The organism is Arthrobacter sp. P1_B4, from assembly GCF_056406555.1.
In genome coordinates this window covers 34139-57669 of sequence record NZ_JBFTZW010000007.1, presented here as the reverse complement: position 1 = coordinate 57669, position 23531 = coordinate 34139, and the positions used below count along the sequence as shown (strand labels likewise).

The window sequence follows — 23531 nt, the reverse complement described above, 5'->3', positions numbered from 1 at the left end:
CACTGGCCTACGACAGAATATGAGGACCTTCAGTGCAGAACTTCCCAGGAGTAGGCGTTAGCCCCGGCCGCATCATCGGCACCGTCCGGCAGATGCCCAAACCGATCAGCGAACCGCCCGCCGGAGAGCAGCTTCCCGCCGGCGTCACGGCGGAGGACGCGACGGCGGCGCTGAAAGCCGCGGCGAAATCCGTCCACGACGAACTGAAGGCCCGCTCCGAGACCGTCTCGGGCGACGGCAAGGCCGTCCTCGAGGCCACGGCCCTCATGGCCACTGACACCATGCTGCTCAAATCCGCCGCCAAGCTGATCGGCCGCGGCACCTCCGGGCAGCGGGCGATCTGGGAAGCCGGCGCCTCGGTCTCGGAAATGCTGCACAACCTGGGCGGCTACATGGCCGAGCGCGCCACGGACGTCCTGGATGTCCGCTCCCGGATCGTGGCGGAACTGCGCGGAGTCCCCGCGCCGGGCATTCCCGTGTCCGCCACCCCGTTCATCCTCATCGCCGAGGACCTGGCCCCGGCCGATACCGCCACCCTGGATCCGGAAAAGGTCCTGGCCCTCGTCACCGCCGGCGGCGGACCGCAGTCCCACACCGCGATCATCGCCCGGTCACTGGGTCTGCCCGCCGTGGTCGCCGCAGTCGGGGTCGACGAACTCGCCGACGGCACCGAGGTGTACGTGGACGGCGCGGCCGGGCTCATCACCGCGAACCCGGACGAGTCCCAGCGCGCGGCCGCAGCTCACTGGGCCGCCACCGCCTCGCTGCTCGCCGCCTTTGACGGGACCGGCACGACGGCGGACGGCCACCTCGTGCCGCTCCTGGCCAACGTCGGCGGCGCCAAGGACGCCGTGGCCGCGGCAGGCCTGAACGCCCAGGGCGTGGGACTGTTCCGGACCGAGTTCTGCTTCCTGGAGCGGGACACCGAACCGACCGTGGAGGAGCAGGCCGCCGCCTACCAGGGCGTCTTCGACGCCTTCCCGGGCAAGAAAGTGGTGCTTCGCACGCTCGACGCCGGCGCGGACAAGCCGCTGCCGTTCCTGACGGACGCCACCGAGCCCAACCCCGCCCTGGGCGTCCGCGGCTACCGGACCGATTTCACCACGCCGGGGGTCCTGGAGCGCCAGCTGCAGGCCATTGCCCTGGCGGAGAAAGCATCCGAGGCCGATGTCTGGGTGATGGCCCCGATGATTTCCACCGCTGAGGAAGCGGCCCGCTTTGCCTCGCTGTGCACTGCGGCAGGGATCAAGACGCCCGGCGTCATGGTGGAGGTCCCGTCGGCGGCGCTGACGGCCGAGGCCATCCTCCGCGAGGTTGGCTTCGCCAGCCTGGGCACCAATGACCTCACCCAGTACGCCATGGCAGCCGACCGCCAGCTCGGCCCGCTGGCCGCCCTGAACACCCCCTGGCAGCCGGCCGTACTGCGGCTCGTGGGCCTGACCGTGGAAGGTTCCGCGGCCGAGGGCCACAACAAGCCGGTGGGCGTGTGCGGTGAGGCCGCGGCGGACCCTGCCCTCGCCGTCGTCCTCACGGGGCTGGGCGTCACCACGCTGTCCATGACGGCGCGTTCCATCGCGGCCGTCGCCGCCGTGCTGAAGACCGTCACCCTGGCTGAAGCGCGGGAGCTGGCCAAGCTGGCCTTGTCCGCGCCGAGCGCTACGGAGGCCCGGGCCTGGGTGCGGGCAAAACTGCCGGTCCTGGAGGACCTTGGGCTGTAGCGGCTGCCGCTAGGATGCACTCATGGCACTGATAGCCCCCCGGGTGACGGCCGGCCTCCCGGCCGAGGATGCGCAGAACCTCAGGTACGCCCTCGACGGCAGCCACGACATTACGGTGTTCGTGGACGGCACCGTCCACCGGCTGCCGCCCGCGGCGCGGGACGCCGTCGTCGATCTGCTGGGCCGCTTCAGCCGCGGCGAGGCCGTGACGGTCAGCAGCGTCGAGGAAATGCTGACGACGTCCCGGGCCGCGGAGCTTGCGGGAATCTCGCACACATATCTGCGGAACATGACCGACCGCGGCGAGATCCCGGTGGAGTACCGCGGAACGCACCGCCGGATCCGGCTGGCCGACATCATGGCGTGGCTCGAAACGCAGAAGAAGAATGGTGCGGGCGCCGGGACGCCGGCCGGCCAGGATGACGAGGCTGCCGGTGCTTCATGAAGCAGTGATAAGGATCAAGCAACGATCCCTGTCCGGCGCGGAAGCACTGATATCCCGCGGGATAAGCTTGGAATGTGGGTAAATTCAGAGGGTGGCACATCGTGGCAGGGATCGCCGCTATGCTGCTCGCTGGCATCTTCGGAACCGCGATGGGCCTGAACAACACCGCCACGTATTTGGCCAGCGGCGTCGCTTTCGTAGCGGTGTCGCTCTGGGTGGACAGCCGGATTTCCCGCCGCCGCAGTGCCGCCGGCATCGCCGGCCCCGGCCAGGACCTTGGCCAGGACGCTGGCCACGATGCGAAGCCGGCCCTCGACGCCGACCCCTCCAAGCGCGAGGGCTAAGCGCGCCGCTAGATTCTGGGCCGGCCAGCCCAGCGCCGCGCCTTGAGCCCGGCATGCAGTTCCAGCCGCACCATTCCCTTCAACGGGTCCACGCCCAGCAGCTGGCGGATCCGGCCGAGCCGGTTGTAGATGCTGCTCCGGTGCAGGTGCAGTTTGGCCGCGACCTCCTGGACCGAGCCGTCGTTGTCGTAGAACAGCTCCAGCACGGGCAGCAGCTCGTGGTTGCGGTCATGGTCCTCGAGGAGGCGGAAATACACGGAACCCGCGTCTGCCCAGGCTCCCGCGCCGCCGCCCGCCGAGGCCAGGAGCTGGTAGACGCCGGTGGCCCGGCAGTCGACGAGCTCGCCCAGCTGGGGATCCACCGCCGCGGCCTGGGCCGCCTGCCGTGACTGCCGGTAGGCCTCGGCCAGTTCCCGCGGCTTGGCGAATCCCTCGGACGTGCCAAGGATGATCCGCCGGACCGTGCGCCCGGAGCGTTTGGCGAGTTCGAGCTGGTAGTGGACCAGCACCTGGGCGTGGTCGGCGCGTCCCGTGGATTCCTTGAAGAGCACCACCGCATGGGTCTCCGTGCCGGCGCTGAACAGTGCGGCGTCTACCCCGATGGTCGCCTGCAGCGCCGCGGAGCGGTGAATAAGCGTGTCGGCGATGGGATCCGAGCCCCCGGCCCAGCCATCCGCGTCCAGGACGGTCACCAGCTGCCATGGCCCCTTGCCTTGGACCTCTTTCCAGCCCGCGACGGCCGCCGCCGCGTTGGCCTCCCCGGCGCACGCGGCAAGGAACTCCTGCTCGCGCCGGCGCCGGAACTCGGACTCCGCCGTGTTGGAATCCAGCAGCAGGGAGGACAGCTGCTCCAGCTCCGGCGCCACGTCCGGCAGCTGGCCCAGGACGGTCGCGGCACTGGGCTCCTCGGCGTCGAGCTGGACCCACAGGTACCCCACCCGGAAGCCCCGCACCAGCAGCGGCACGCACACGCGCCCGAGCATGCCGAGGTCCGCGTTGGCCGGCACGACGACCGGCCGGACCGCCGTCGCGATCCCGTGGGAGAGCTGCCACGCGATGACATCCACGGGGACACGCTTGCTGAGCAGGAAGTTCACCCGGACGCGGTCCGCGTGGGATTGGTTGGAGCTGTAGGCGAGGAGCAGACCGTCAAGGTCCTCGAGGGAGAGGCCGCGGCCCAGTCGCTGCGCCACCTGCTCCACGAGCTGCTCCACGTCCTGCTGCTGCATCCTGCCAGACTACTGCCCCCGCCCGCCGCACTGCGAATGCATCCGGGACGGACACGAGCCGACACCTGACGTCCGCGCCCTCGACAAATGTCTATTCCCGGTTTTGAAAAACCCCGGAATGACGCGGCGGGCGCCCACCGCCCGGTGTCGGCACCTGTCGCGTGCCTCACAGCGGGATTTATTCTGGAAGTACGAATCCCCCGCTCATCCAGGCCCACCAGGCCACCAGCTACTGGAGCTAACAAATGATCATCGGCGTACCCAAAGAGATCAAGAACAACGAGTTCCGCGTCGCCATCACGGCGGCCGGCGTCCATGAATTCCGGACCCACGGCCACGAGGTCCTCGTCGAGCGCGGCGCGGGCCTGGGCTCCGGCATCACGGATGAGGAATACGCGATCGCCGGCGCCGAGATCGTCGCCGAAGCCGACGACGTCTGGGGCCGCGCGGACATGGTGCTGAAGGTCAAGGAACCGGTCAAGGCCGAATACCACCGCTTCCGCAAGGACCTGATCCTCTTCACCTACCTGCACCTGGCCGCCGAACCGGAACTGACCCAGGCCCTGATCAACTCCGGCGTCACCGCCATCGCCTACGAGACCGTCCAGGAGGGCAGGTCCCTGCCGCTGCTGGCACCGATGTCCGAGGTTGCCGGCCGGCTGTCCGTACAGGTCGGCGCCACCTCCCTGATGGCCCCGGCAGGCGGCAAGGGTGTGCTGCTCGGCGGCGTCCCGGGCGTCCGTCCGGCCAAGGTCGTTGTCCTCGGAGCCGGTGTTGCCGGCACGAACGCCGCCGCCATGGCCCTGGGCCTGGGTGCCGACGTCACCATCCTGGACATCAACATCAACCGCCTGCGCGAACTGGACGCCCAGTACCAGGGCCGCCTGAAGACAGTCGCGTCCAACTCCTACGAGATCGAGAAGTCCGTGGTCGACGCCGACCTCGTGATCGGTTCGGTCCTGATCCCCGGCGCCAAGGCCCCGAAGCTCGTCACCAACGAGCTCGTGTCCCGGATGAAGCCCGGCTCCGTGCTGGTGGACATCGCCGTGGACCAGGGCGGCTGCTTCGAGGACACGCACCCCACCACGCACCAGGAACCGACGTACAAGGTCCACAACACGATCTTCTACTGCGTCGCCAACATGCCCGGCGCCGTGCCGAACACCTCCACGTACGCGCTGACCAACGTCACCCTGCGCTACGCCGTCTCGCTGGCGAACCTGGGCGTCAAGGCTGCGTTTGAGCGCGACGCCGCCCTGGCCGCCGGCCTGAACATCGCCGGCGGCAAGGTTGCCCACCGCTCGGTCTCCGAGGCGCACAACCTGCCCCTCGTCGCCGACTGGCACGAGCTGGTCTCCGCGTAGCCGGCACCGTGTAACCAACACATCTCCGCGTAGCGGCACTTCATCGGCTGCTCCGTAACCGCCCTTTTGGACCCCCAGAACGGCAGTTACGGAGCAGTCGATGGCTGTTTAGGCCCGCACCGTGCCGAGAACCTAGGCCAGGGACCGGGCCTGCTCGATCAGCTGCAGCACCTGGAGTGGGCCCGCGGGGTCGACGGGGACCGGCAGCGCCGAGCCGGCGCCGCCGTCGGCGATCTTGGCGGCCAGGATCCGGTAGAACTCCGGATAGGCGCCGCGCTCGGTGGGCAGCCGGTCCAGGTGCCCGTCGCGCCCCAGCAGCCCGGCCCAGTCCGGATCTTCCACGCCGTAGGCGGCATCCAGCGGGCTTCCGCCGGCCAGGATGTACGGCTCCTGCGGGTCCACGCCGTGCTTGGTGAACCCGCCCTCGCTGCCCAGGATGCGGTAGCGCGGGCCCTGCTGGGCGCACAGCATGTTCATCCACAGGTGGCTGGTCACCCCGGAACTGTGCCTCAGGACCACGAAGACGTCGTCGTCCGCCTTAGCTCCGGGCCGCCGGGCCGCCAGTTCCGCGTGCGTGACCGTGGCCGGCCCAAAAAGCTGCACGGCCTGGTCCAGCAGGTGGGTGCCGAGGTCAAACAGCACCCCGCCGCCGTCGTCCGCCGTTGCGGCCGCCTTCCATGCTTTGGGGACGTCGGGCGACCACCGCTCGAAGCGGGACTCAAAGCGGCTCACGGTGCCGAAGGCTCCGGTGTCCATGAGGGCTTTAGCGGTGAGGAAGTCGCCGTCCCAGCGCCGGTTCTGGAACACCGTGAGCACCCGGCCCAGCCGCCCGGCCAGGTCGATGAGCTCCTGCCCCTCGGCGCTGCTGACAGCGAAGGGCTTGTCGACGACGACGTCGAGGCCGGCTTCCAGCGCCGCTTTCGCGAGTGGGTAGTGGGTGGCGGGCGGCGTGCCGAGCACCAGCAGGTCCAGTTCGCCGGCGAGCTCGAGGAGATCGGCCGGGGTGTCGACGATCCTGGCCGCCGGATAGCTGTGTGCGGCGGCAGATCTCCTGCCGGCGTCGGAGGTGGCAATGGCATCGAGCGAATAGGCCGGGTTTGCGGCGATGAACGGGGCGTGGAAGACGCTGCCCGAAAGGCCGAAACCGGCGACGGCGGTGCGGATGGGCCGGGTTGAATCGTTGCTCATGGTGCCAAGGCTACCGGCTGGGCATGCACCGGGCTCCTGTCCGGCAGGGCCTAAACGAACGAGGCCGGTGCCGCCCGGATGGTTCCGGGGGCACCGGCCTCGGCCGTGCTGCTTGTTAGTGCGTGGTGCTTGTCAGAGCTAGCTCTTCTGCCAGCCGACGACGCTCCAGTCCGGGGTCTGGAACAGGGCTGCACCGTAGTTGGCCAGGCCGGTGCGGGCGAAGTAGATCTGCGGGCCGTTCATGATGACGCCCATCGAGAAGTACTTCTCCATGTGCTTCTTCTCGACGTCCATGGCGGCCTTGTTGCGCTGGGCGTCATCCTGGATGGACGCGAGGTCCTTGATGGCCTTGTCCAGTTCGGCGTCGCCAAGTTCGTTCTCGTTGGTCTTGGAATCGTAGAACTGCTTCACGCCGGAGGTGGCGTCGGCGCCTACCGTGTAGCCGCTGATGGTGAGCTGGAAGTCGCGGCTGCCAACCACCTTGCCGAAGTCGGCGTCACCGCGCTGGTCGATGCCAACGTCCATGCCGGCCGCCTGAAGCTGCTTCTGCAGCGTCTGCACGGTGGCGAGGCCGGTGGGGTCGTCACCGAAGTTGGTGATCTTGAACGACGCCGGGACGCCGTCCTTTTCCATGATGCCCTTGGCGTTGGCCTTGTAGCCGGCCTCGGTCAGGACCTTCTTGGCCGCGTCGGCGCCGGTTTCCTTGACCGGGTAGTTGTCCTGGTAGTACTTCGAGAACGGCATCAGCATCATCGAGCCCGAGCTGTTCTCTTCCCAGTTCAGTCCGCCAAAGCGGACGGCGCGGATGGCGGGACGGTCCACGGCGGTGAAGATTGCCTTGCGGACTGCGACGTCGGTGAGCGGGGCCTTGAGGGCGTTGAGGTTCAGGCCGCCGGCGAAGAGGCGCTGACCGCGGCGGACCTCGGAGTTCTTCGTGCCTTCAAGCTGCTTGTACTTCGTCAGCGTGCGGCCGTCGGCCATGTCGATCTCGCCGTTCTTGAAGGCGGCGATCTCGGCGCTGGCCTCCAGCTGGCGGAAGATCACCTTGTCCAGGACCGGCTTCTCGCCCCACCACTTGTCATTCGGCACGAGGGAGACAGTCTTCGCGGCGGAGTCAAACTTGTCGACCTTGAACGGGCCTGCCATCCACTCGGGGTGCAGTTCGCCCGTGAAGCCGGTGTTGAAGATTTCGGGAGTGTTCACGGTCTGCGGGATGAAGCCGCCGAACATGTCGCTGAGCGGGTACACCGGCTGTGTGGTGGTGACAACGACTTCCTTGTCGCTGCTTCCCGCCTTGACGGAGTCGATGAACTCGTAGGCGCCGGAGCTGACGATGTCGATGTCCTTGTTCTGGCCATTGAGCATCTTCCACGTGTTCTCGAACGTGGCGGCGTTGATCGGGGTGCCGTCGTTGTAGGCGGCCTTCGGGTTGATCTTGATGGTGACGGTCTGCTTGCCGTCTTTGACCTCGCTCTTGAAGTCTTCGCAGAAGTTCTTGTTGAGGCTGGCGGTGCCGTCGAAGTCCAGCTTCCAGCAGCCCACGTAGCCGGCCTCGTCGATCGGGTAGTGCAGTTCAGTGTTGTCCGCTGAGTTGCCCGCGTTGGAGAAGCCGTTGAAGTCCGGTCCGATGTTGCCCAGGGGCAGCGTTACGGTACCGCCCTGCTGCAGGTCGGCGGCCTTCTTGGCGTTGACGCTGACCAGCTTGCTCAGGTCGCCGGAGGCATCCTGTGCCTTGGCGCTCTGGGCGGTGGTTGAGGCGCCACCGCTGCCGCAAGCGGTCAGCGCGAGGGCCGCCACGACGGCGGTGAGGCCGCCGATCCTGGTCCGATTTTTCATGTGATCCCCTTCATTTTTTCATGCGAGTGTGATGCGTGGGTTCTCGGGTGGTGTGTGCTGGTCCGGTGATTCAGTGGTTTTCGTGGACAACGAGCATGTCCGCGTCCAGTTCGCCGTCCGGGTAGAAGCAGGCGAACTGCTGGTCGGTGGCGGACGCTTCGAGGGCCGGCTCCAGGGTCAGGCACTTCTCCTGCCTGGCCGGCGGGAGGGCCGCGAACACGGGACAGCGGGTGGCGAAGTTGCAGCCGGCCGGCGCTTCCAGCGGCGAGGGCAGGTCGCCCTGGAGGATGATCCGCTCGCGGGTGCGCTCCAGCTCCGGATCCGGTACCGGGATCGCGGAGAGCAGGGCACGGGTATAGGGGTGGCGGGGGTTGTCGAAGACGGCGTCGACGTCGCCGATCTCCACGATTTTGCCCAGGTACATGACGGCAACGCGGTTGGAGATGTGCCGGACCACGGAGAGGTCATGGGCCACCATGAGGTAGCTGAGGCCGAGTTCGGCACGGAGCTTGTCCAGGAGGTTGATGACGCCGGCCTGCACCGATACGTCGAGGGCGGAGACGGGCTCATCCAGGACCACCAGCCGGGGGTTGACCGCGAGGGCGCGGGCAATGCCGATGCGCTGGCGCTGGCCGCCGGAGAACTGGTTGGGGAACCGGTTGACGTGGTCCGCCTGCAGGCCCACCAGCTCCATGAGCTCCATGATCCGCTTCCGGATGGCAGCCTTGGGCATGCCCAGGTGTTCCATCGGCTCGGCCAGGACCTCGTAGACGGTGAAGCGCGGATCCAGTGCCCCGGTGGGATCCTGGAACACCATCTGCAGTTCCTTGCGCATGGAGCTCTTGGCCTTGGCGTCCGCGGCCTGCTTGTTGCTCAGCCCGCCGATCACCACCTCGCCGTCCTGGTCCTTGTGGAATTCCATGATTTCCAGCAGGGTGGTGGTCTTTCCGCAGCCCGACTCCCCCACGATCGAGAAGCACTCGCCCTCGCGGATATCGAAGCTCAGCCCGTCCACGGCCTTCACCGTGCCGATCCTGCGCTTGATCAGGGCGCCCTTCATCAGCGGAAAGTGCTTCCTGACGTCGCGGAGTTCCAGGACAGTCTTGCGTTCGTGCCGGGGAAGGCTGTCAAAGCGGGATACCGGCACGTCCGGGACGGCGAAGACCGTGTGGACATCGACATCGGCGAGGGCCTCGCTCTTGATGCAAGCGGCCCTGTGCCCGGTGCCGGGCGCCACCGCCCGAAGGTCCGGCTCGCCGTCGAGGCAGGCCTCGCTGGCCAGCGGGCACCGCGGCGCGAACGAACAGCCGGTGGGCGGCTGGGTGAGGTTCGGGGGGATGCCGTCGATCGGCACCAGCGACGATTTTTCCGCGACGTCCACACGCGGGACCGCACCGAGCAGGCCCATCGTGTAGGGCATCCGCGGGCTGTAGTAGATGTCATCGACGCTGCCGGTCTCCACCGGCCTGCCCGCGTACATCACCATGATGTCGTCCGCCATGCCGGCGACCACGCCGAGGTCGTGCGTGATCATGACGACGGCGGCGCCGGTCTCCTCCTGGGCGGCGTGGAGCACCTCGAGGACCTGCGCCTGGATGGTGACGTCCAGCGCCGTCGTCGGCTCATCGGCGATCAGGACCCGCGGGTTGTTGGCGATCGCGATGGCGATCATGACGCGCTGGCGCATGCCGCCGGAGAACTCGTGCGGAAAGGCCTTGAGCCGGTCCTTCGGGCTGGGGATGCCGACCAACCTCAGGAGTTCGACGGCGCGTGCCTCCTTGGCCTGCTTGCTCATGGTCGGGTTGTGGACGGTCAGGGCCTCGATGATCTGGGTGCCGACCGTGTAGACCGGGGTCAGGGAGGACAGCGGGTCCTGGAACACCATGGCGAGGTCGCTGCCGCGGTGGCGGCACATGGCCTTGTCGCTGAGCCCCAGGAGCTCCTTGCCCTGCAGCCGGACGGAACCGGTGATTTCCGCCGTCGGGGGCAGCAGGCCCATGATCGCCATGGACGTGACCGATTTGCCGGAGCCGGACTCGCCCACGATGCCCAGCGTCTTGCCGGGCATCACGTCGAAGTCGACGCCGCGGACCGCGTGCACCACGCCGTTTTCCGTGTTGAAGCGGACGTTGAGGTCCCGGACGGAGAGGACCGCGCTGGCGGGGGCGTGCAGCCCAGCGGCGTGGAGGCGCTCGTCGGTGCCTTGGGCGGTGTCCCGTGCGGTGGTGTTGCTGGTCATTTGATCTTCTTCTGTTTCTTGCCGGTGGCGCTGCCGGTGGCGTTGCTCCTCTTGGCGCGGCCAACGGAGCTGGAGCTGGGGTCGAACGCGTCGCGGAGGCCGTCGTTCATCATGGCGAGCGAGCCGGTCAGCAGGAACATTACGATCAGGGGCGCCCAGAACATCCACGGAAAGGTGGAAACCTGGGAGGTCGACTGGCCGATCAGGACGCCCAGGCTCACGTCGGGGACCTTGATGCCGATGCCGATGAAGGAGAACGCGACCTCGGCGAGGATGGCGCCGGTGACGCCGCGGGTGACTTCCAGGACCAGCAGGGAGCCGATGTTCGGCACGAGGTGGCGCCAGACGATCCGGTGCGGCGGGATGCCCATGTACTGGGAGGCTTTGACGAAGTCACGCTGCATGAGGGAAAGCGACAGGGACCTGATGAGGCGTGCGGTCCCCATCCAGCTGAAGACCAGCAGCACGATGATGAGCAGCAGCCAGCTTGGGACGGTGTTCTTCAGGCCGTTGGCGCCGCCGCTCGTGGCCACCGCGACTACCAGCAGGGCGGGCATCATGATCAGGGCTTCGAGGATGAACAGCATGACCTTGTCCACCTTGCGGCCGAAGAACGCCATGGTGCAGCCGTAGACGGCGGCGATCAGCACCGAGACGAGGCCGACGACGACGCCGATCAGGATGGAGACCCTGGTGCCTTCGACGGTCAGGGCGTAGAGGTCGATCCCGGCCTGGGAGGTGCCCAGCGGGTGCTCCGCGGAGGGCGGCATGCCGATGTTGAAGGGGTCGATGGTCTCCTTGTCCCAGTTGCCGAAGAAGCCGCCGATGAAGGAGAAGAGGGTCAGGGCCAGGAAGATGGCGAGGCCGGCGACGGCTGTCCGGTTGCGCAGGAAGCGCCGCAGGATGATGCGCGACTTGCCGATCACGACCTCGTCGTCGCCGAACTTTCCTTCGTCCAGGACGGCGGCCGGGTCAATCGTGTTGAGGTTGGTCATGATTACTGCACCCGCACTCTCGGGTCTACGAGCGTGGTGGCGAAGTCGGCGAGGATCGCTCCGACCGCGAAGATGACGGAGCCGTAGGCGAGGGTCGCGGTGGCCGCGTTGACGTCCTGCAGGGCGATCGAGTCAATGGACCAGGACCCGACGCCGTGCCAGGCGAAGATTTTCTCGGCGAAGAAGCCGCCGGCGAAGATGGCCGGGATGGTGAACGCAATGCTCTGCGCCACGGGGATGAAGGACACCCGCAGGGCGTGCCGGCTGATGGCCTGGTTGCGGGTCAGGCCCTTGGCCCGCGCCGTCCTGACGAAGTCGGCGTTGACGTTGTCCAGCAGATACTGGCGCTGGGCGATCTGGTACGCGCCCCAGCCCACAATTGTGATGGCGAACGTGGGCACGGCGTAGTGGGCGAGCATGTCGACGAACTGGGCCCAGCCGTCGCCGTCCAGACCCGGGGTGGAGATGCCGGTGACAAAGAAGACCCGCTCCCCGACCGACTCGTTGATGTTGATGGCGCCCAGCTGCACCAGGAAGTAGGCGATCGGTGCGGGGACGATGTACATGAGGTAGCTGTACGAGGTGATGGCCCGGTCCGAGGCCTTGTACTGGCGGGCTGCGGTGAAGACGCCGAGGGCGACGCCGATCACGAGGGTCAGGATGATCGAGGCCAGGAAGAGCCGGGTTGAGATCCAGACCCGGTCGCCGAACTCGGCGTTGATGAAGGCGCCGTTGGGGCTCCGTCCCCAGTCCCAGCGGGTGAGAATGCCGGTGAGCCAGTCGACGTAGCGCTCCCACGGGTTGAGGGTGGGATCGAGCCCCTTGAGCCGGAAGGAATTGACCACCTGCTCGGGCGTGGGCCGCGGAATCCGCTCCTGCTCCAGCAGCGCCGGCTGCAGCGTGCTCACAGCCAGGAGATAGCCGGCGCTGGTGGTCAGGAAGATCATGAAGACATACGTGAGCGCACGTTTGGCGAGATATCGAAGCATGGAGCGGCTAGTTCTGGATCGCCGTTGCCTGAGCAGATCCGCGCGTCACGGCTGCGGCCGCACGGGCGGGCCCGACTGTGCCAGGGACAAGATTATTCACAACGTCGATCCTTCCGTCGTCCCCATCCGGCAGCGGGTTCCGCGGCCGGTTCGGGAGTATGGGCCAGCTGGTTTCCGGCCGCCCGCATGCCTTGCGGCTGAGCCCTTGTGGGCTATGTTGCGGGTCACATTCCAGAGGAAGCTATCACATTAGCCGGGCTCCGCCGGGCTCTCACGGGCCGCGACACGGCGGCTTCGCTACAGATCGTTATGAATAACTCCGTGGAATGGATTTGGCCCACGGAACCGGCTGCGCCGCTAGTGGCCGCACACTACGCGCGTGACAAGCTCCCGCCAGGAGTCCGCAAGGCGCTCCGGCGCAATCCCGTGCACGCCGACGGAATGGAGCAGCAGTTCCGGCTCCAGCGACGCCCCGAGGGCCGACGCCATGACCCACGGGTCCGCCGTCACGCCGGCTTCGCGCAGCAGCATCTCGAGATGACGGCGCCAGAGCACGGCCGGCGGGACATCGAACCTGTTGTAGACCGAGGCGTCGGCGGCCCGCGCCAGCTCCCCGAATTCCAGGATCCAGTCAATGCGGGCGGCGCCCACGGCGATCAGCCGCTCCAGGGGCGGCGCGCCGGGACCTACCGGGGGCGGACCAAACATGAACCGGCCCTGAAATTCGGCCTCGGCGTCGCTAAGGAGCGCCATCATCAGCCCGGCACGGCTGCCGAACCGCCGGAAGACCGTCCCTTTTCCAACTCCGGCGCGCTGCGCCAGCCGGTCCATGGTGAGGGCGTCGACGCTGGATTCCTCAACGATTTCCCGGGCGGCGCAGAGCAGGAGCTCCCTGTTGCGCATCGCGTCGCTGCGCGCTGATTCTGCGGCGGGCGCGGCGGGGCGCCCTGCCCCGGACTGGGCACCGGGACGGATCGGGATGAGGCTCACACCGCTGATTCTAGCGCCCCGGAATATAACCGGACCGCAGTCCGTTTAGCATGGGTGAAGGCCCCCAAAGCCTCACGATCCACCAGCCGCCGGAATCACCCCGCGGCGTGATGCACAGGAGTACACATGTCCAAGAAGACCATCCTCACTCTCGTCGGCAGCCTTCGCGCCGGCTCCACCAACCTGCAGCTGGCCGAGGCCATCGCGCTCAACGCCCCGGAACAGGTGGACGTGGTCATTCACGAGAGCCTGGGCAACATCCCCTTCTACAACGAGGACATCGACGTCGAAGGCCAGGTGCCCGCGGCCGCCGCCGCCCTGCGGGCCGCCGCCAACGAGGCCGACACCATCCTGCTGGTCACGCCGGAGCATAACGGCACCGTCCCGGCATCGCTGAAGAACGCCATCGACTGGCTGTCCCGCCCCTTCGGCGCAGGCGCCCTCTCCGGCAAGCCCACCGCGGTTGTCGGAACCGCCTTTGGCCAGTTCGGCGGCGTATGGGCCCAGGACGAGGCCCGCAAGGCCGTCGGCATCGCCGGCGCCCAGGTCCTCGAAAACGTCAAGCTGGCAGTCCCGGGCTCGATGGTCCGCTTCGCCGAGGTCCATCCCAAGGACGACGCCGAAGTTGTCGAGCAGATCAAGGGCGTGTTCGACGCACTGGCCGAGGCTCCCGCTGCGGAAGCGGCGTAAGCTACCGCACCCCGCACTCCGCGCCAGATACGCCCCGGGCCGCCCGGAGCATCCCGTCGCTTTCAGCCCTGGCATTCTCTGGAAACAATCGTTTCCCCCAAGACAACACGGGTAGTATCCTTGGGTTTGTGACCCACGAAACACTTGATGCCGCCGCAGCAGTACTTCCGGCCGAGGCCATCGACGCAATCGAACGTGCGGCTACGTCCGCCCACCGCCACGAGATCCTGTTCTCGGAGCGCGCAGCAAATATCAAGCAGTCGGCGGTCCGGGATGTCTTCGACATCTCGATGCGCCCCGGCCTCGTCTCCCTCGCCGGGGGCAGCCCCTACCTGCAGTCCCTGCCGCTGGAACGCCTGGGCCAGACCGCCGCGAAGATCATAGCCGAGCAGGGGATGACCGCCCTGCAGTACGGCGGCGGCCAAGGCACTGAAGAGCTCCGCATCCAGATCTGCGAGGTCATGGCGGCAGAGGGGATCCTGGACGCCGACCCCGCGAACATCGTCATCACGGCCGGCTCGCAGTCCGCGCAGGATGTGGCCACCAAGGTTTTCTGCAATCCGGGCGACGTGGTCCTCGTCGAGGACCCCACCTATGTCGGGGCCCTCAACACCTTCGAGGCCTACCAGGTGGAGGTCGAAACGGTGCCGATGGACGGTGACGGCATCATCCCTGATCTGCTGGAGGCAAAGATCGCGGCCCTCCAGACCGCGGGCAAGAACGTCAAGTTCCTCTATACCATTCCCAGCTTCAACAACCCGTCCGGCATCACCCTGTCCGCGGAACGCCGGCAATCCGTGGTGGATATATGCCGTCGCGCGAATATTCTGGTGCTGGAGGACAACCCTTACGGCCTGCTCCGCTTCGACGGCAAGCCGCTCATCCCCCTCCGGGCGGCCAACCCGGATGACGTCATCTACATGGGGTCCTTTTCCAAGATCTTCGCCCCGGGCCTGCGGATCGGCTGGGCCCTGGTCCCGGCCCACCTGCAGCGCAGGTACTACCTGGCGTCGGAGGCCGTCACCCTGTGCCCGCCGACGCTGAACCAGATGCTGGTGTCGGCCTATCTGCGCGACTACGACTGGCGCGGCCAGATCGAGACGTATCGGGGGCTGTACCAGGAACGTTGCGAGGCAATGCTGGCCGCCTTGGCCGAATACATGCCGGAGGGACTGACCTGGACGCGCCCCGAAGGCGGCTTCTTCGTGTGGGTTACGCTGCCCGACGGCGTGGATACTTACCCGCTGCTGAGGAAGGCCATCGACGCCGGCGTCGTCTTCATTCCGGGAGCGGCCTTTACAAACTCGGACGACCCGTCGAACAAGATCCGGCTGGCGTTCAGCGCGGTGCCGCCCGAATCGATCCGCGAGGGTGTGCGTCGGCTCGCGCCGGTCCTGCGGGAAGCCCTGGCCGCCCTGTAGCGTGAACACCGGCAGGATCCACGCGGGGCCTCGACTGGGGCGCGCTGGGGCCAGCTGATCGGCCAGGCACACTAAACAGCATTACTCGTTGAAAGAGGAGCGGTCCATGACCGGAATAATCGTTGTCGGCGTCGACGGCAGTGAAACTGCACTGAGGGCGGCGCACACCGCGCGCGACCTCGCAGTTTCCGTGGGGGCGACACTTCATGTGGTCAGCGCCTTTGACAGCGACAAGACACAGGTCTTCGGCAGCGGCAGTGACCAGTGGATCGTTTCCGACGCCGGCAACGCGGAAACGGTTGCGCGCTCGGTCGCGGAAGGCCTGCGCCGCCCGGACATCACCGTCACGTACGCCGCCGCGCGGGGCAAGCCGGCCGAGGCCCTGATTCGGGAAGCCGAACGGACCAGTGCCTTGATGATCGTGGTCGGAAACCGGCGCATGAGCGGAATCGGCCGGGTCTTGGGGAGCGTTGCGAACAGCGTGGCCCACAACGCCCCCTGTGACGTCTACATCGCCAAAACCGACGCCGACTGAGGCGCTACTGCTTCTTCGGTGCCGCTGCCGGCACGCCGGCTTGGCCGGTGTCTGAGCCTGCAGACCCAAGCATCCGCCGCAGGATTTTTCCTGAGGCGGATTTCGGCACGGCCTCGATGAACTCGACCTGTCGGACTTTCTTGAACGGCGCCACCCGGCCCGCCACGAAGTCCATGACGCCCGCCACGTCCAAGGCATCGCCGTCCGCGCCCGGCTGGCGGACCACGAACGCCTTGGGCACTTCCTGGCCGTCGGCGTCGAGGGAGCCGACCACCGCGGAATCGGCGATGCCGGGGTGGGTGAGGAGCAGCGCCTCCAGTTCCGCCGGGGCGATCTGGTAGCCGTTGTACTTGATCAGTTCCTTGAGCCGGTCCACGACCGTCACCACCCCGTCCGCCCGCACCGTGGCGATGTCCCCGGTGCGCAGGAAGCCGTCCGCGTCCAGGGTGTCCGCGGTTTCCTGCGGCCGGTTGAGGTAGCCGAGCATCACGTTCGGCCCGCGGCACAACAGGTGCCCCGGCGCGCTGGTCCCTTCTGCGGGAACCGGGATCTCCTCCCCCGTGGCCGGGTCCACGAGGCGGCACTGCATGTTCGGCACCGTGTACCCCACGGAACTGACGGGGACCCTGAGCCCATCGCGACTTTGGCGCGGAATGAGGTGCGATACCGGGCTCATCTCGGTCATGCCGTAGCCCTGCAGGACCTGGCAGCCGAGGCGTTCGGCCAGGCGCTTGCCAAGTTCGCCGTCCAGCGGCGCCGCGCCGGAAAGGGTGGTGTGCACCGAGCCGAGGTCGTACTCGGCAACGAGCGGGTGCTTGGACAGCGCCACGGCCACGGGAGGCGCGATGAACAGGTAGCTGCACCGGTGGTCTTGGATGATCCGCAGGAACTCGGGCAGGTCGAACCGGGGCATGGTCACAAGCCTGGCCCGCTGGCGCAGCGCGAGGTTCAGCAGCACGGTCAGCCCGTAGATGTGAAAAAACGGGAGCAGCGCCAGGACCCGGTCTTCGGGGCCGACGTCGAGCAGACCCCTGGCCTGTTCCACGTTGGCGACGAGGTTTCGGTGGCTGAGCATGACCCCCTTCGGCCGGCCGGTGGTGCCGGAAGAGTAGGGCAGCACGGCCACATGCGTGGCGGGATCGAACGAGACGCGGGGTGCCGGTGCGCCCATGGCGAGCAAGTCGGCCAGCGAGGGGTGGCCGTCGGCGCCGTCGAGCACCACGAGCCGTGAGGCAGGGATCCCGGTCCTTTCGGCGGCCTCACGGGCGGCCGGAAGCAGCGCCGATACGGTGAAGAGCCAGTCCGCGCCGGCGTCGGTGAGCTGGGTGGCGATCTCGTCCGCCGTGTACTGGGCGTTGATGGTGGTGACCGTTGCGCCTGCCCGGAGCAGGCCGTGGAAGACGGTGGCAAAGGCGGGGACGTTGGGACACAGGATGGCGGCCACGCCGTGCACGCCCAGGCCCTGGGCGGCGACGGCACCGGCGAGGGCGTCGATCTGCCCGCGCAGCGCCCGGTAGGTGGTCTCCGCACCGCTGGCGCCATCGACGACGGCGACCCGGTCCAGGTCCTCCTCTGCCAGAGCGCCGAAGAGGTAGTCGTAAATGCCGAGGTTGGGAACATCGACGTCGGGGTACGGGCTTGAAAACACGCAACATCTCCTTTGATCCGCTTCCGCCCGGGCTGTCGGCGGCTGGTGCCACTCTAGTGCCGGGCGTAGCCGCGGGACAGGAGGACGCGGACTTGGCTGTGTCCGGTCGTGGTCGTGTTCGGACTTGATGAGGATCACCCTCTGTCGTGGGCAGCCTCACCGCCCAGCGGGCCGCCCGGCGCGGACCGGCTCAGTAAAATGGGAGGTGCCCTGCGATGGTGCGGACGTCCGAGAACCCACCTACCAAGGGAGCCCCATGATCACTCTTCAGCGCCGCCAGCTGGTTGGCCACGACATCCTTCTGGCCCGGCACGGCAACCACATCAGCGCCATGCGCGTGGACCGCGGCGCCGGTCGCGTTGTCGCATTCCTGGACGACGGATCGACGGACAGCGCACCCAACCTGATTGCCCCGGGACTGCGCATGCCCGACACCGTGCGCAGCGTGTTGCGGGAGGACTGGAAGTTCCTGACGGGAATCAGCGCGTGCTGCGCGGGGCTCGCGGGTCTGATGTTTGCCGCCTCGGTCGCCGTCGCCGGCATGAGCGGCGATCCCGCGCTGGTCCAGATCCTGACCGCATACTCCGGAAACTGAGCGGCCCGGGCCACGCTGCCCGCCACTGAGAAACCCCAACACTGACAAACCCCGCCGCTGAAAAGGTTCAGCGGCGGGGTTTTGCGGTTTCATGGCCGGTTTCGCCGGCTAGTCCAGCAGCAAGGCCGGCTCTTCCAGGATGGCGGCGACATCGGCCATGAAGCGGGCCGAAAGGTCGCCGTCCACCACGCGGTGGTCGAAGGAGCCGCCGAGGGTGGTGATCCAGCGCGGAATAACTTCGCCGTCCAGGACCCAGGGCTTTTGCTTGATGGTGCCGAACGCCACGATCGCGACCTCGCCCGGGTTGATGATCGGCGTTCCGGTGTCGATCCCGAGGGCGCCGATGTTGGTCACGGTGAGCGTGCCGCCGCGCATCTGGGCAGGCTGGGTCTTGCCGGCCCGCGCCGTCGTGGCGAGCTCGTTCAGGGCAAGGGCCAACTGCTTGAGCGAGAGGTCCTGGGCGTTCTTGATGTTCGGCACCATCAGCCCGCGGGGCGTGGCGGCCGCGATGCCCAGGTTCATGAAGTGCTTGACGTGGATCTCCGCGGAATCGCTGCCGTCCGGGTTGTCCACCCACGTTGCGTTGACACTCGGGTTTCGCGCCGCCGCCCAAATGACCGCCTTGGCCAGGATCAGCAGCGGGGAGACCTTGATGCCTTCGAAGTCGCGGGAGGCCTTGAGGCGCTTGACGAATTCCATGGTGCGGCTGGCATCGACGTCGACAAAGATGCTGACGTGCGGCGCGGCAAACGCGGATTCGACCATGGCCTTCGCGGTGGCTTTGCGGACTCCCTTGACCGGGATCCGCTCGATCCGCTGGTCCTGCGGGCGGCCGGACTTGCCCCAGAACGAGTCCGCCTTGTCCACCTCGGCGTCCCGCTGGGCCTGGTAGCTCACCAGGTCCTCGCGGGTCACTTCACCGCGGGCGCCGGTAGGCACGACGTCGGCCAGGTTGATCCCGAGGTCCCGGGCGATCTTGCGGACCGGCGGCTTGGCCAGCACCTTGCCGACCAGGCCGCTGATGGCACCGCCGAAGGTGGGGCGCGCCTCGACGGAGCCGGCGGGGCCTGTGGCCGCGTCGGCAGGACTGCTGGCCGCGTCCGGGTTGATCCATATGTCGTGGGCCTCCACCCCCGCCCGCTCCACCATCGGGGCGGCAGCGCCGGTGGCTGGCGCCGCGGACGGGGCTTCGTGGCCGGCGGCCGCAGGAGCGGAAATCCGCCGCCGGCGCTTGACGGCGTCTGCCTTGGGACCGGAGCCCACCAGCGGACCGCCGGCCGGACGCCCGGCTGGTTCGCCGGCGTCGGAGTCATCAGCCGGAAGCGTGCCGTACATGGGCGCGGCGGAAGCCTGTTCCTGGCCGGCAGCCTGCTTCTGGGCCACCGGCGCCGGGGCGGGTGCCGCGGCGGCAGGCGCCGGGGCGTCGACAGCGTCGCTCACGCTGATGATCGGCGTGCCGACATCCACCGTGACTCCCTCGGGCACCAGCAGTTCCGTGACTGTCCCGGCGAACGGTGAGGGCAGTTCCACCAGGGATTTGGCCGTCTCGATCTCGCACAGGACGTCGTTGACGGCCACGGTATCGCCGGCCTTGACCTTCCAGGCGACGATTTCGGCCTCCGTCAGCCCTTCGCCGACGTCGGGAAGGTTGAACTTGTTGAGCGTCATGGGTCCTCGTCAGTACGCCAGGGCGCGGTCGAGCGCCTCAAGGATGCGGTCGATGTCCGGCAGGTAGTCTTCTTCGACCTTGGCCACGGGATAGGGCATGTGGAATCCCCCGACGCGAATGACGGGGGCCTCCAGTGAATGGAACGCCCGCTCGCTGATCCGCGCGGCGATTTCGCCGCCGATGCCGCCGAACGTCGGGGCCTCATGGGCCACGACCAGCCGGCCGGTTTTCCGGACCGAGGCCGTGACGGTGTCGAAGTCGATCGGCGAGATCGAACGGAGATCGATCACCTCGACGCTGTGGCCGTCCTCGGCGGCGGCCTCGGCGGCGGCGAGGGCCACGGGCACCAGCGGGCCGTAGACGACGACGGTCGCGTCGGTGCCCTCGCGGAGCACATGCGCCTTGAAGGGGTCCGCGGACGCGCCCGGGGTCTCGGTGTCGACCTCACCCTTGAGCCAGTAGCGGCGCTTGGGCTCGAAGACGATCACGGGATCCTGGCAGTCGATGGCCTGCTGGATCATCCAGTAGGCATCGTGCGGATTGGAGGGGGTGATGATGCGCAACCCGGCGGTGTGGGCGAACAGTGCCTCCGGCGATTCGGAATGGTGTTCAATGGAGCCGATGCCGCCGCCATACGGGATCCGGATGACGACGGGAACGGTCAGGTTGCCGTTGCTGCGGGAGTGCATCTTGGCCAGCTGGGTGGTGATCTGGTTGAACCCCGGGAACACGAAACCGTCGAACTGGATCTCGCAGACCGGCTGGTAGCCGCGCAGGGAGAGGCCGATCGCGGTCCCGATAATGCCGGATTCGGCCAGCGGGGTATCCACCACGCGGTCGGCGCCGAATTCGGCGATCAGCCCGTCGGTGACCCGGTAGACGCCGCCAAGGGCCCCGATGTCCTCGCCCATCAGCAGCGAGCGGGGGTTGTTGTTCAACGTGGCCCGCAGGCCCTCATTGATGGCTTTCGCAATGGTCATGGTGGTCATCAGCGGGCCGCCCTGTCTGTCTGGACTCTATCTGCCTCATCGGCGGACGCCTCTTCGGCGGACGCCTCATCGGCGAACCCCGCGCTGTATTCCTCGAACCAAGCCAGTTCCTCGGCCACCAGCGGGTGGGCCTCCACATAGGTGTTGGCGAAGGCGGTCCGGATGTCCGGGGTTTCAAGGTCGTGGGTGGTCTTGCGGACATAGGCGGCGAGCTCGTCGCCGTCGGCCTTGACCTGCTCGAAGAAGCTGTCATCCGCGAGGCCCTGGGCCCGGAGATACTTCTCCAGCCGCGCCAGCGGGTCCTTGGCACGCCACAGGCTTTCTTCGGCGGATTCGCGGTATTTGGTGGGGTCATCGGCCGTGGTGTGCGCCCCGACCCGGTAGGTGAACGCCTCGATGAGTACAGGACCATGGCCCTCGCGGGCCCGCTCCAGCGCCCATTCCGTGACGGCGTGGACGGCGATCACATCATTGCCGTCCACCCTGATGCCGGGGAAGCCGTAGCCTTTGGCGCGGTTGGCGAGCGGGATGCGGGTCTGCACGGAGCTTGGCACGGAGATGGCCCAGTGGTTGTTCTGGCAGAAGAAGACCACGGGCGCCTGGTAGGAAGCGGCGAACACCATGGATTCATGGACGTCCCCTTCGGAGCTGGCGCCGTCGCCGAAGTACACCATGACGGCGGCGTTCGGCTCCACGGCCTGTCCCGCTTCCACGCTGGCGACGGCGTTGGCGGCCGCCAGTTTCTGGTCCCGCTGGATGCCCATGGCGTACCCGACGGCGTGCGGGGTCTGGGCGGCCAGGACCAGCGTGTAGAGGTGGAAGTTCGTGTCCTTCGGGTTCCAGCCGCCGTTGGAGACGCCCCGGAACTGGCGCAGCAGCTCGGCCAGGTCCACGTTCCGCGTCAGGGCCACGCCGTRCTCGCGGTAGGTGGGGAAGATGTAGTCCTGCGGCTGGCTCGCCCGTCCGGAGCCGATCTGGGCGGCTTCCTGCCCTGTGAGCGGGACCCACAGGGCCAGCTGGCCCTGCCGCTGCAGGGCGGTGGCTTCCACGTCGAAGCGGCGGATCTTGGCCATATCCGCGTAGAAGCCGCGCAGGGTGTCCGGGTCCAGCTTCTCGGCGTATTTTGAGAAAACCGGGTCCGAGCCCAGGGTGCCGTCCGGGTCCAGCAACTGCACCATCGGCTCGGCCGGGGCACCCAGTTGGGCCTCGGCCTCCGCTTCGAGCTGGTCATCCATCCCGGTTCCGTCGAACTCGGTAGAGGGCAGATGTGTGGCGCCCATACCGTCTCCTTGCTTGCCGCATCCGAATGCGCCGCAATCGCTGGGATATATGCCGGACCAGGAATACATTCCAGGTCCGGCATATATTTTGGCTTACTGGTCCTTACTTTATCCGCACGGGGCGGCCTGAGCGCGCAGTGTTAAGCGCTAGGAACGCCGCGGCGGTTTTGTATAGATCGCACAGAGCTCCAGGAAACGGGTGTTGGCTTCCGTTTCGCCGATGCTGACGCGGACGCCCTCGTTGCCGAAGGCCCGTACGGACAGCGCCCGTTCCGCCGCCAGGGCGGCAAATTCCGCGCTGTTTTCGCCCAGATTGAGCCAGACAAAGTTGCCCTGGGCCTCCGGGACGAACCACCCGAGCTCACGCAGTCCCGCCGCGACCCGGTCCCGTTCGTCCACCAGGCTTTGTACCCTTTCTACAACATCGGCGAAGTGCTCGAGCGACGTGACGGCCGCCGTTTCCGCGATCTGGGACACGGCGAAGGGGGTAGCACTGACGCGCAGGTGCTGCGTCAGTTCGGGCCGGGAGACGCTGTAGCCCACGCGGAGTCCGGCGAGGCCGTGCGCTTTTGAGAAGGTCCGCAGGACGACGACGTTGGGGTACTTGCGGTACATGGCGATGCCGTCCACGGCGTCGCCGGCGCGCACGAATTCCTGGTAGGCCTCGTCAATGACCACCACGACGTCGGCCGGAACGGCGTGGATGAAGCGCTCCGTTTCCTCGGCCGTCAGGATGGGTCCGGTGGGGTTGTTGGGCGTGCACAGCAGGATCATCCGGGTCCGCGCAGTCACCGCGGCGGCCATGGCGTCCAGGTCATGCCGCCCGTCGGATGTCAGCGGGATCCGGACGCTCTCGGCGCCGGCCAGTCCGACGCAGATTGGGTAGGCCTCGAACGAGCGCCAGGCGTAGATGACCTCGTCGGCCTTGCCGTCGTCGTTCTGGCCGGCGAAGGTGGTCAGCAGCTGGTTCAGGGCGCCCAGGCTGCCGGCGCCCGTGACGATGTCCTCGGCGGGCACATCCAGGAAGCGGGCGAGCGCTTCACGCAGCCTGCTGCTGAGCGGATCGGGGTAGCGGTTGAAATCGGTCTGCGCCGCGATGGCCTGCTGCACTGCAGGGATCGGGGGCAACGGGTTCTCGTTGGAGGACAGCTTGTAGCTGGTCAGGCCTTCCACGGGGACGGGGGGTTTTCCGGCCGCGTAGCGGGGGAGGAGGTCTACCACCGGACGGGGCCTGATGCCCCCGGCCGGATTCTCTGATGAAGTCATGCCAACTAGCCTACTTCGGGTCGCTGCCGCAGTTGCGGGAGCTGATTGCTGTCCGTAGGGGATAGCCGTTGCTGACATGGGGAATATGGTCCCTGCCGTCG

20 protein-coding genes are annotated in these 23531 nt (G+C 67.6%); 8 read left to right on the top strand and 12 right to left on the bottom strand.

Annotated features, from left to right (window positions below; genetic code table 11):
• Positions 1–32: 32 nt before the first annotated feature.
• The 3 genes from ptsP (at position 33) to AC1D1W_RS05180 (ending at position 2507) form a co-directional block, all read left to right on the top strand.
• The gene (ptsP, locus tag AC1D1W_RS05190; protein ID WP_476943124.1) at positions 33–1718 is read left to right on the top strand and encodes a phosphoenolpyruvate--protein phosphotransferase; all 1686 of its coding nucleotides are present in this window, start codon (positions 33–35) and stop codon (positions 1716–1718) included.
• Positions 1719–1740: 22 nt separating this feature from the next.
• On the top strand, positions 1741–2163 hold the full coding sequence (locus AC1D1W_RS05185; protein WP_243178066.1) for a helix-turn-helix domain-containing protein: 423 nt from the start codon (positions 1741–1743) through the stop codon (positions 2161–2163).
• A 74-nt stretch (positions 2164–2237) separates the two neighbouring features.
• Positions 2238–2507 carry a hypothetical protein gene (locus AC1D1W_RS05180; RefSeq protein WP_084476217.1) on the top strand — a complete coding sequence of 90 codons (270 nt, stop codon included), beginning with the start codon at positions 2238–2240 and terminating at the stop codon, positions 2505–2507.
• Between the two features lie 8 nt (positions 2508–2515).
• Here AC1D1W_RS05180 and AC1D1W_RS05175 read toward each other — a convergent pair whose 3' ends face one another.
• Entirely contained in the window at positions 2516–3736 is a 1221-nt protein-coding gene (locus AC1D1W_RS05175; RefSeq protein ID WP_459385886.1) for a PucR family transcriptional regulator, read from the bottom strand.
• A 245-nt stretch (positions 3737–3981) separates the two neighbouring features.
• On the opposite strand from AC1D1W_RS05175, the gene ald reads away from it, so the two are divergent.
• Positions 3982–5100 carry an alanine dehydrogenase gene (gene ald, locus AC1D1W_RS05170; RefSeq protein WP_243178068.1) on the top strand — a complete coding sequence of 373 codons (1119 nt, stop codon included), beginning with the start codon at positions 3982–3984 and terminating at the stop codon, positions 5098–5100.
• Between the two features lie 132 nt (positions 5101–5232).
• On the opposite strand, the gene AC1D1W_RS05165 is transcribed toward ald, so the two are convergent.
• From AC1D1W_RS05165 to AC1D1W_RS05140, 6 genes are all read right to left on the bottom strand, one after another.
• Positions 5233–6288, bottom strand: coding sequence for a Gfo/Idh/MocA family protein (locus AC1D1W_RS05165; protein ID WP_476943123.1), 1056 nt, complete (start codon positions 6286–6288; stop codon positions 5233–5235).
• A gap of 138 nt (positions 6289–6426) precedes the next feature.
• Positions 6427–8124 (bottom strand): ABC transporter family substrate-binding protein, encoded by a 1698-nt coding sequence (locus AC1D1W_RS05160; RefSeq protein WP_476943122.1) that lies wholly within the window; start codon positions 8122–8124, stop codon positions 6427–6429.
• Positions 8125–8194: 70 nt separating this feature from the next.
• A complete protein-coding gene (locus AC1D1W_RS05155; protein ID WP_476943121.1) occupies positions 8195–10363 on the bottom strand; it encodes a dipeptide ABC transporter ATP-binding protein in 2169 nt (722 codons plus the stop codon).
• The gene (locus tag AC1D1W_RS05150; protein ID WP_476943120.1) at positions 10360–11358 is read right to left on the bottom strand and encodes an ABC transporter permease; all 999 of its coding nucleotides are present in this window, start codon (positions 11356–11358) and stop codon (positions 10360–10362) included. Before AC1D1W_RS05150 ends, AC1D1W_RS05155 begins: the two co-directional genes overlap by 4 nt.
• A gap of 2 nt (positions 11359–11360) precedes the next feature.
• Positions 11361–12347: an ABC transporter permease gene (locus AC1D1W_RS05145; protein ID WP_243178073.1), complete on the bottom strand. Its 987-nt coding sequence runs from the start codon at positions 12345–12347 to the stop codon at positions 11361–11363.
• A gap of 357 nt (positions 12348–12704) precedes the next feature.
• Positions 12705–13337, bottom strand: a complete 633-nt coding sequence (locus tag AC1D1W_RS05140; protein ID WP_476943119.1) for a TetR/AcrR family transcriptional regulator — start codon at positions 13335–13337, stop codon at positions 12705–12707.
• 126 nt (positions 13338–13463) lie between these two features.
• Here AC1D1W_RS05140 and AC1D1W_RS05135 point away from each other — a divergent pair, with 126 nt between their 5' ends.
• The 3 genes from AC1D1W_RS05135 (at position 13464) to AC1D1W_RS05125 (ending at position 15983) form a co-directional block, all read left to right on the top strand.
• Positions 13464–14027: an NAD(P)H-dependent oxidoreductase gene (locus tag AC1D1W_RS05135; protein ID WP_018775397.1), complete on the top strand. Its 564-nt coding sequence runs from the start codon at positions 13464–13466 to the stop codon at positions 14025–14027.
• A gap of 128 nt (positions 14028–14155) precedes the next feature.
• Complete coding sequence (locus AC1D1W_RS05130; RefSeq protein WP_028277584.1) at positions 14156–15448, top strand: aminotransferase-like domain-containing protein; 1293 nt, start codon at positions 14156–14158, stop codon at positions 15446–15448.
• Positions 15449–15554: 106 nt separating this feature from the next.
• Complete coding sequence (locus tag AC1D1W_RS05125) at positions 15555–15983, top strand: universal stress protein (protein WP_223914942.1); 429 nt, start codon at positions 15555–15557, stop codon at positions 15981–15983.
• Between the two features lie 4 nt (positions 15984–15987).
• Here AC1D1W_RS05125 and AC1D1W_RS05120 read toward each other — a convergent pair whose 3' ends face one another.
• Entirely contained in the window at positions 15988–17631 is a 1644-nt protein-coding gene (locus AC1D1W_RS05120) for an AMP-binding protein (protein WP_476943118.1), read from the bottom strand.
• A gap of 256 nt (positions 17632–17887) precedes the next feature.
• Between AC1D1W_RS05120 and AC1D1W_RS05115 the strand changes: the two genes are divergently transcribed.
• Entirely contained in the window at positions 17888–18226 is a 339-nt protein-coding gene (locus AC1D1W_RS05115; RefSeq protein ID WP_476943117.1) for a hypothetical protein, read from the top strand.
• Positions 18227–18334: 108 nt separating this feature from the next.
• Here the strand turns inward: AC1D1W_RS05115 and AC1D1W_RS05110 are convergent, their stop codons facing one another.
• From AC1D1W_RS05110 to AC1D1W_RS05095, 4 genes are all read right to left on the bottom strand, one after another.
• Complete coding sequence (locus AC1D1W_RS05110) at positions 18335–19894, bottom strand: dihydrolipoamide acetyltransferase family protein (protein ID WP_476943116.1); 1560 nt, start codon at positions 19892–19894, stop codon at positions 18335–18337.
• A gap of 9 nt (positions 19895–19903) precedes the next feature.
• Entirely contained in the window at positions 19904–20884 is a 981-nt protein-coding gene (locus AC1D1W_RS05105) for an alpha-ketoacid dehydrogenase subunit beta (RefSeq protein WP_476943115.1), read from the bottom strand.
• Positions 20884–22164: a pyruvate dehydrogenase (acetyl-transferring) E1 component subunit alpha gene (gene pdhA, locus AC1D1W_RS05100; RefSeq protein ID WP_476943114.1), complete on the bottom strand. Its 1281-nt coding sequence runs from the start codon at positions 22162–22164 to the stop codon at positions 20884–20886. The genes AC1D1W_RS05105 and pdhA overlap by 1 nt, the downstream gene beginning before the upstream one ends.
• Positions 22165–22311: 147 nt before the next feature.
• Positions 22312–23430 (bottom strand): histidinol-phosphate transaminase, encoded by a 1119-nt coding sequence (locus AC1D1W_RS05095; protein ID WP_476943113.1) that lies wholly within the window; start codon positions 23428–23430, stop codon positions 22312–22314.
• Positions 23431–23531 lie beyond the last annotated feature (101 nt).

Bases quoted from the DNA above. Each gene is read 5' to 3' on its own strand.
- AC1D1W_RS05185 (WP_243178066.1), top strand. From the start codon at position 1,741: ATGGCACTGATAGCCCCCCGGGTGACGGCCGGCCTCCCGGCCGAGGAT.
- AC1D1W_RS05175 (WP_459385886.1), bottom strand. From the start codon at position 3,736: ATGCAGCAGCAGGACGTGGAGCAGCTCGTGGAGCAGGTGGCGCAGCGA.
- ald (WP_243178068.1), top strand. From the start codon at position 3,982: ATGATCATCGGCGTACCCAAAGAGATCAAGAACAACGAGTTCCGCGTC.
- AC1D1W_RS05165 (WP_476943123.1), bottom strand. From the start codon at position 6,288: ATGAGCAACGATTCAACCCGGCCCATCCGCACCGCCGTCGCCGGTTTC.
- AC1D1W_RS05160 (WP_476943122.1), bottom strand. From the start codon at position 8,124: ATGAAAAATCGGACCAGGATCGGCGGCCTCACCGCCGTCGTGGCGGCC.
- AC1D1W_RS05155 (WP_476943121.1), bottom strand. From the start codon at position 10,363: ATGACCAGCAACACCACCGCACGGGACACCGCCCAAGGCACCGACGAG.
- AC1D1W_RS05150 (WP_476943120.1), bottom strand. From the start codon at position 11,358: ATGACCAACCTCAACACGATTGACCCGGCCGCCGTCCTGGACGAAGGA.
- AC1D1W_RS05145 (WP_243178073.1), bottom strand. From the start codon at position 12,347: ATGCTTCGATATCTCGCCAAACGTGCGCTCACGTATGTCTTCATGATC.
- AC1D1W_RS05135 (WP_018775397.1), top strand. From the start codon at position 13,464: ATGTCCAAGAAGACCATCCTCACTCTCGTCGGCAGCCTTCGCGCCGGC.
- AC1D1W_RS05125 (WP_223914942.1), top strand. From the start codon at position 15,555: ATGACCGGAATAATCGTTGTCGGCGTCGACGGCAGTGAAACTGCACTG.
- AC1D1W_RS05115 (WP_476943117.1), top strand. From the start codon at position 17,888: ATGATCACTCTTCAGCGCCGCCAGCTGGTTGGCCACGACATCCTTCTG.
- AC1D1W_RS05110 (WP_476943116.1), bottom strand. From the start codon at position 19,894: ATGACGCTCAACAAGTTCAACCTTCCCGACGTCGGCGAAGGGCTGACG.
- AC1D1W_RS05105 (WP_476943115.1), bottom strand. From the start codon at position 20,884: ATGACCACCATGACCATTGCGAAAGCCATCAATGAGGGCCTGCGGGCC.
- AC1D1W_RS05095 (WP_476943113.1), bottom strand. From the start codon at position 23,430: ATGACTTCATCAGAGAATCCGGCCGGGGGCATCAGGCCCCGTCCGGTG.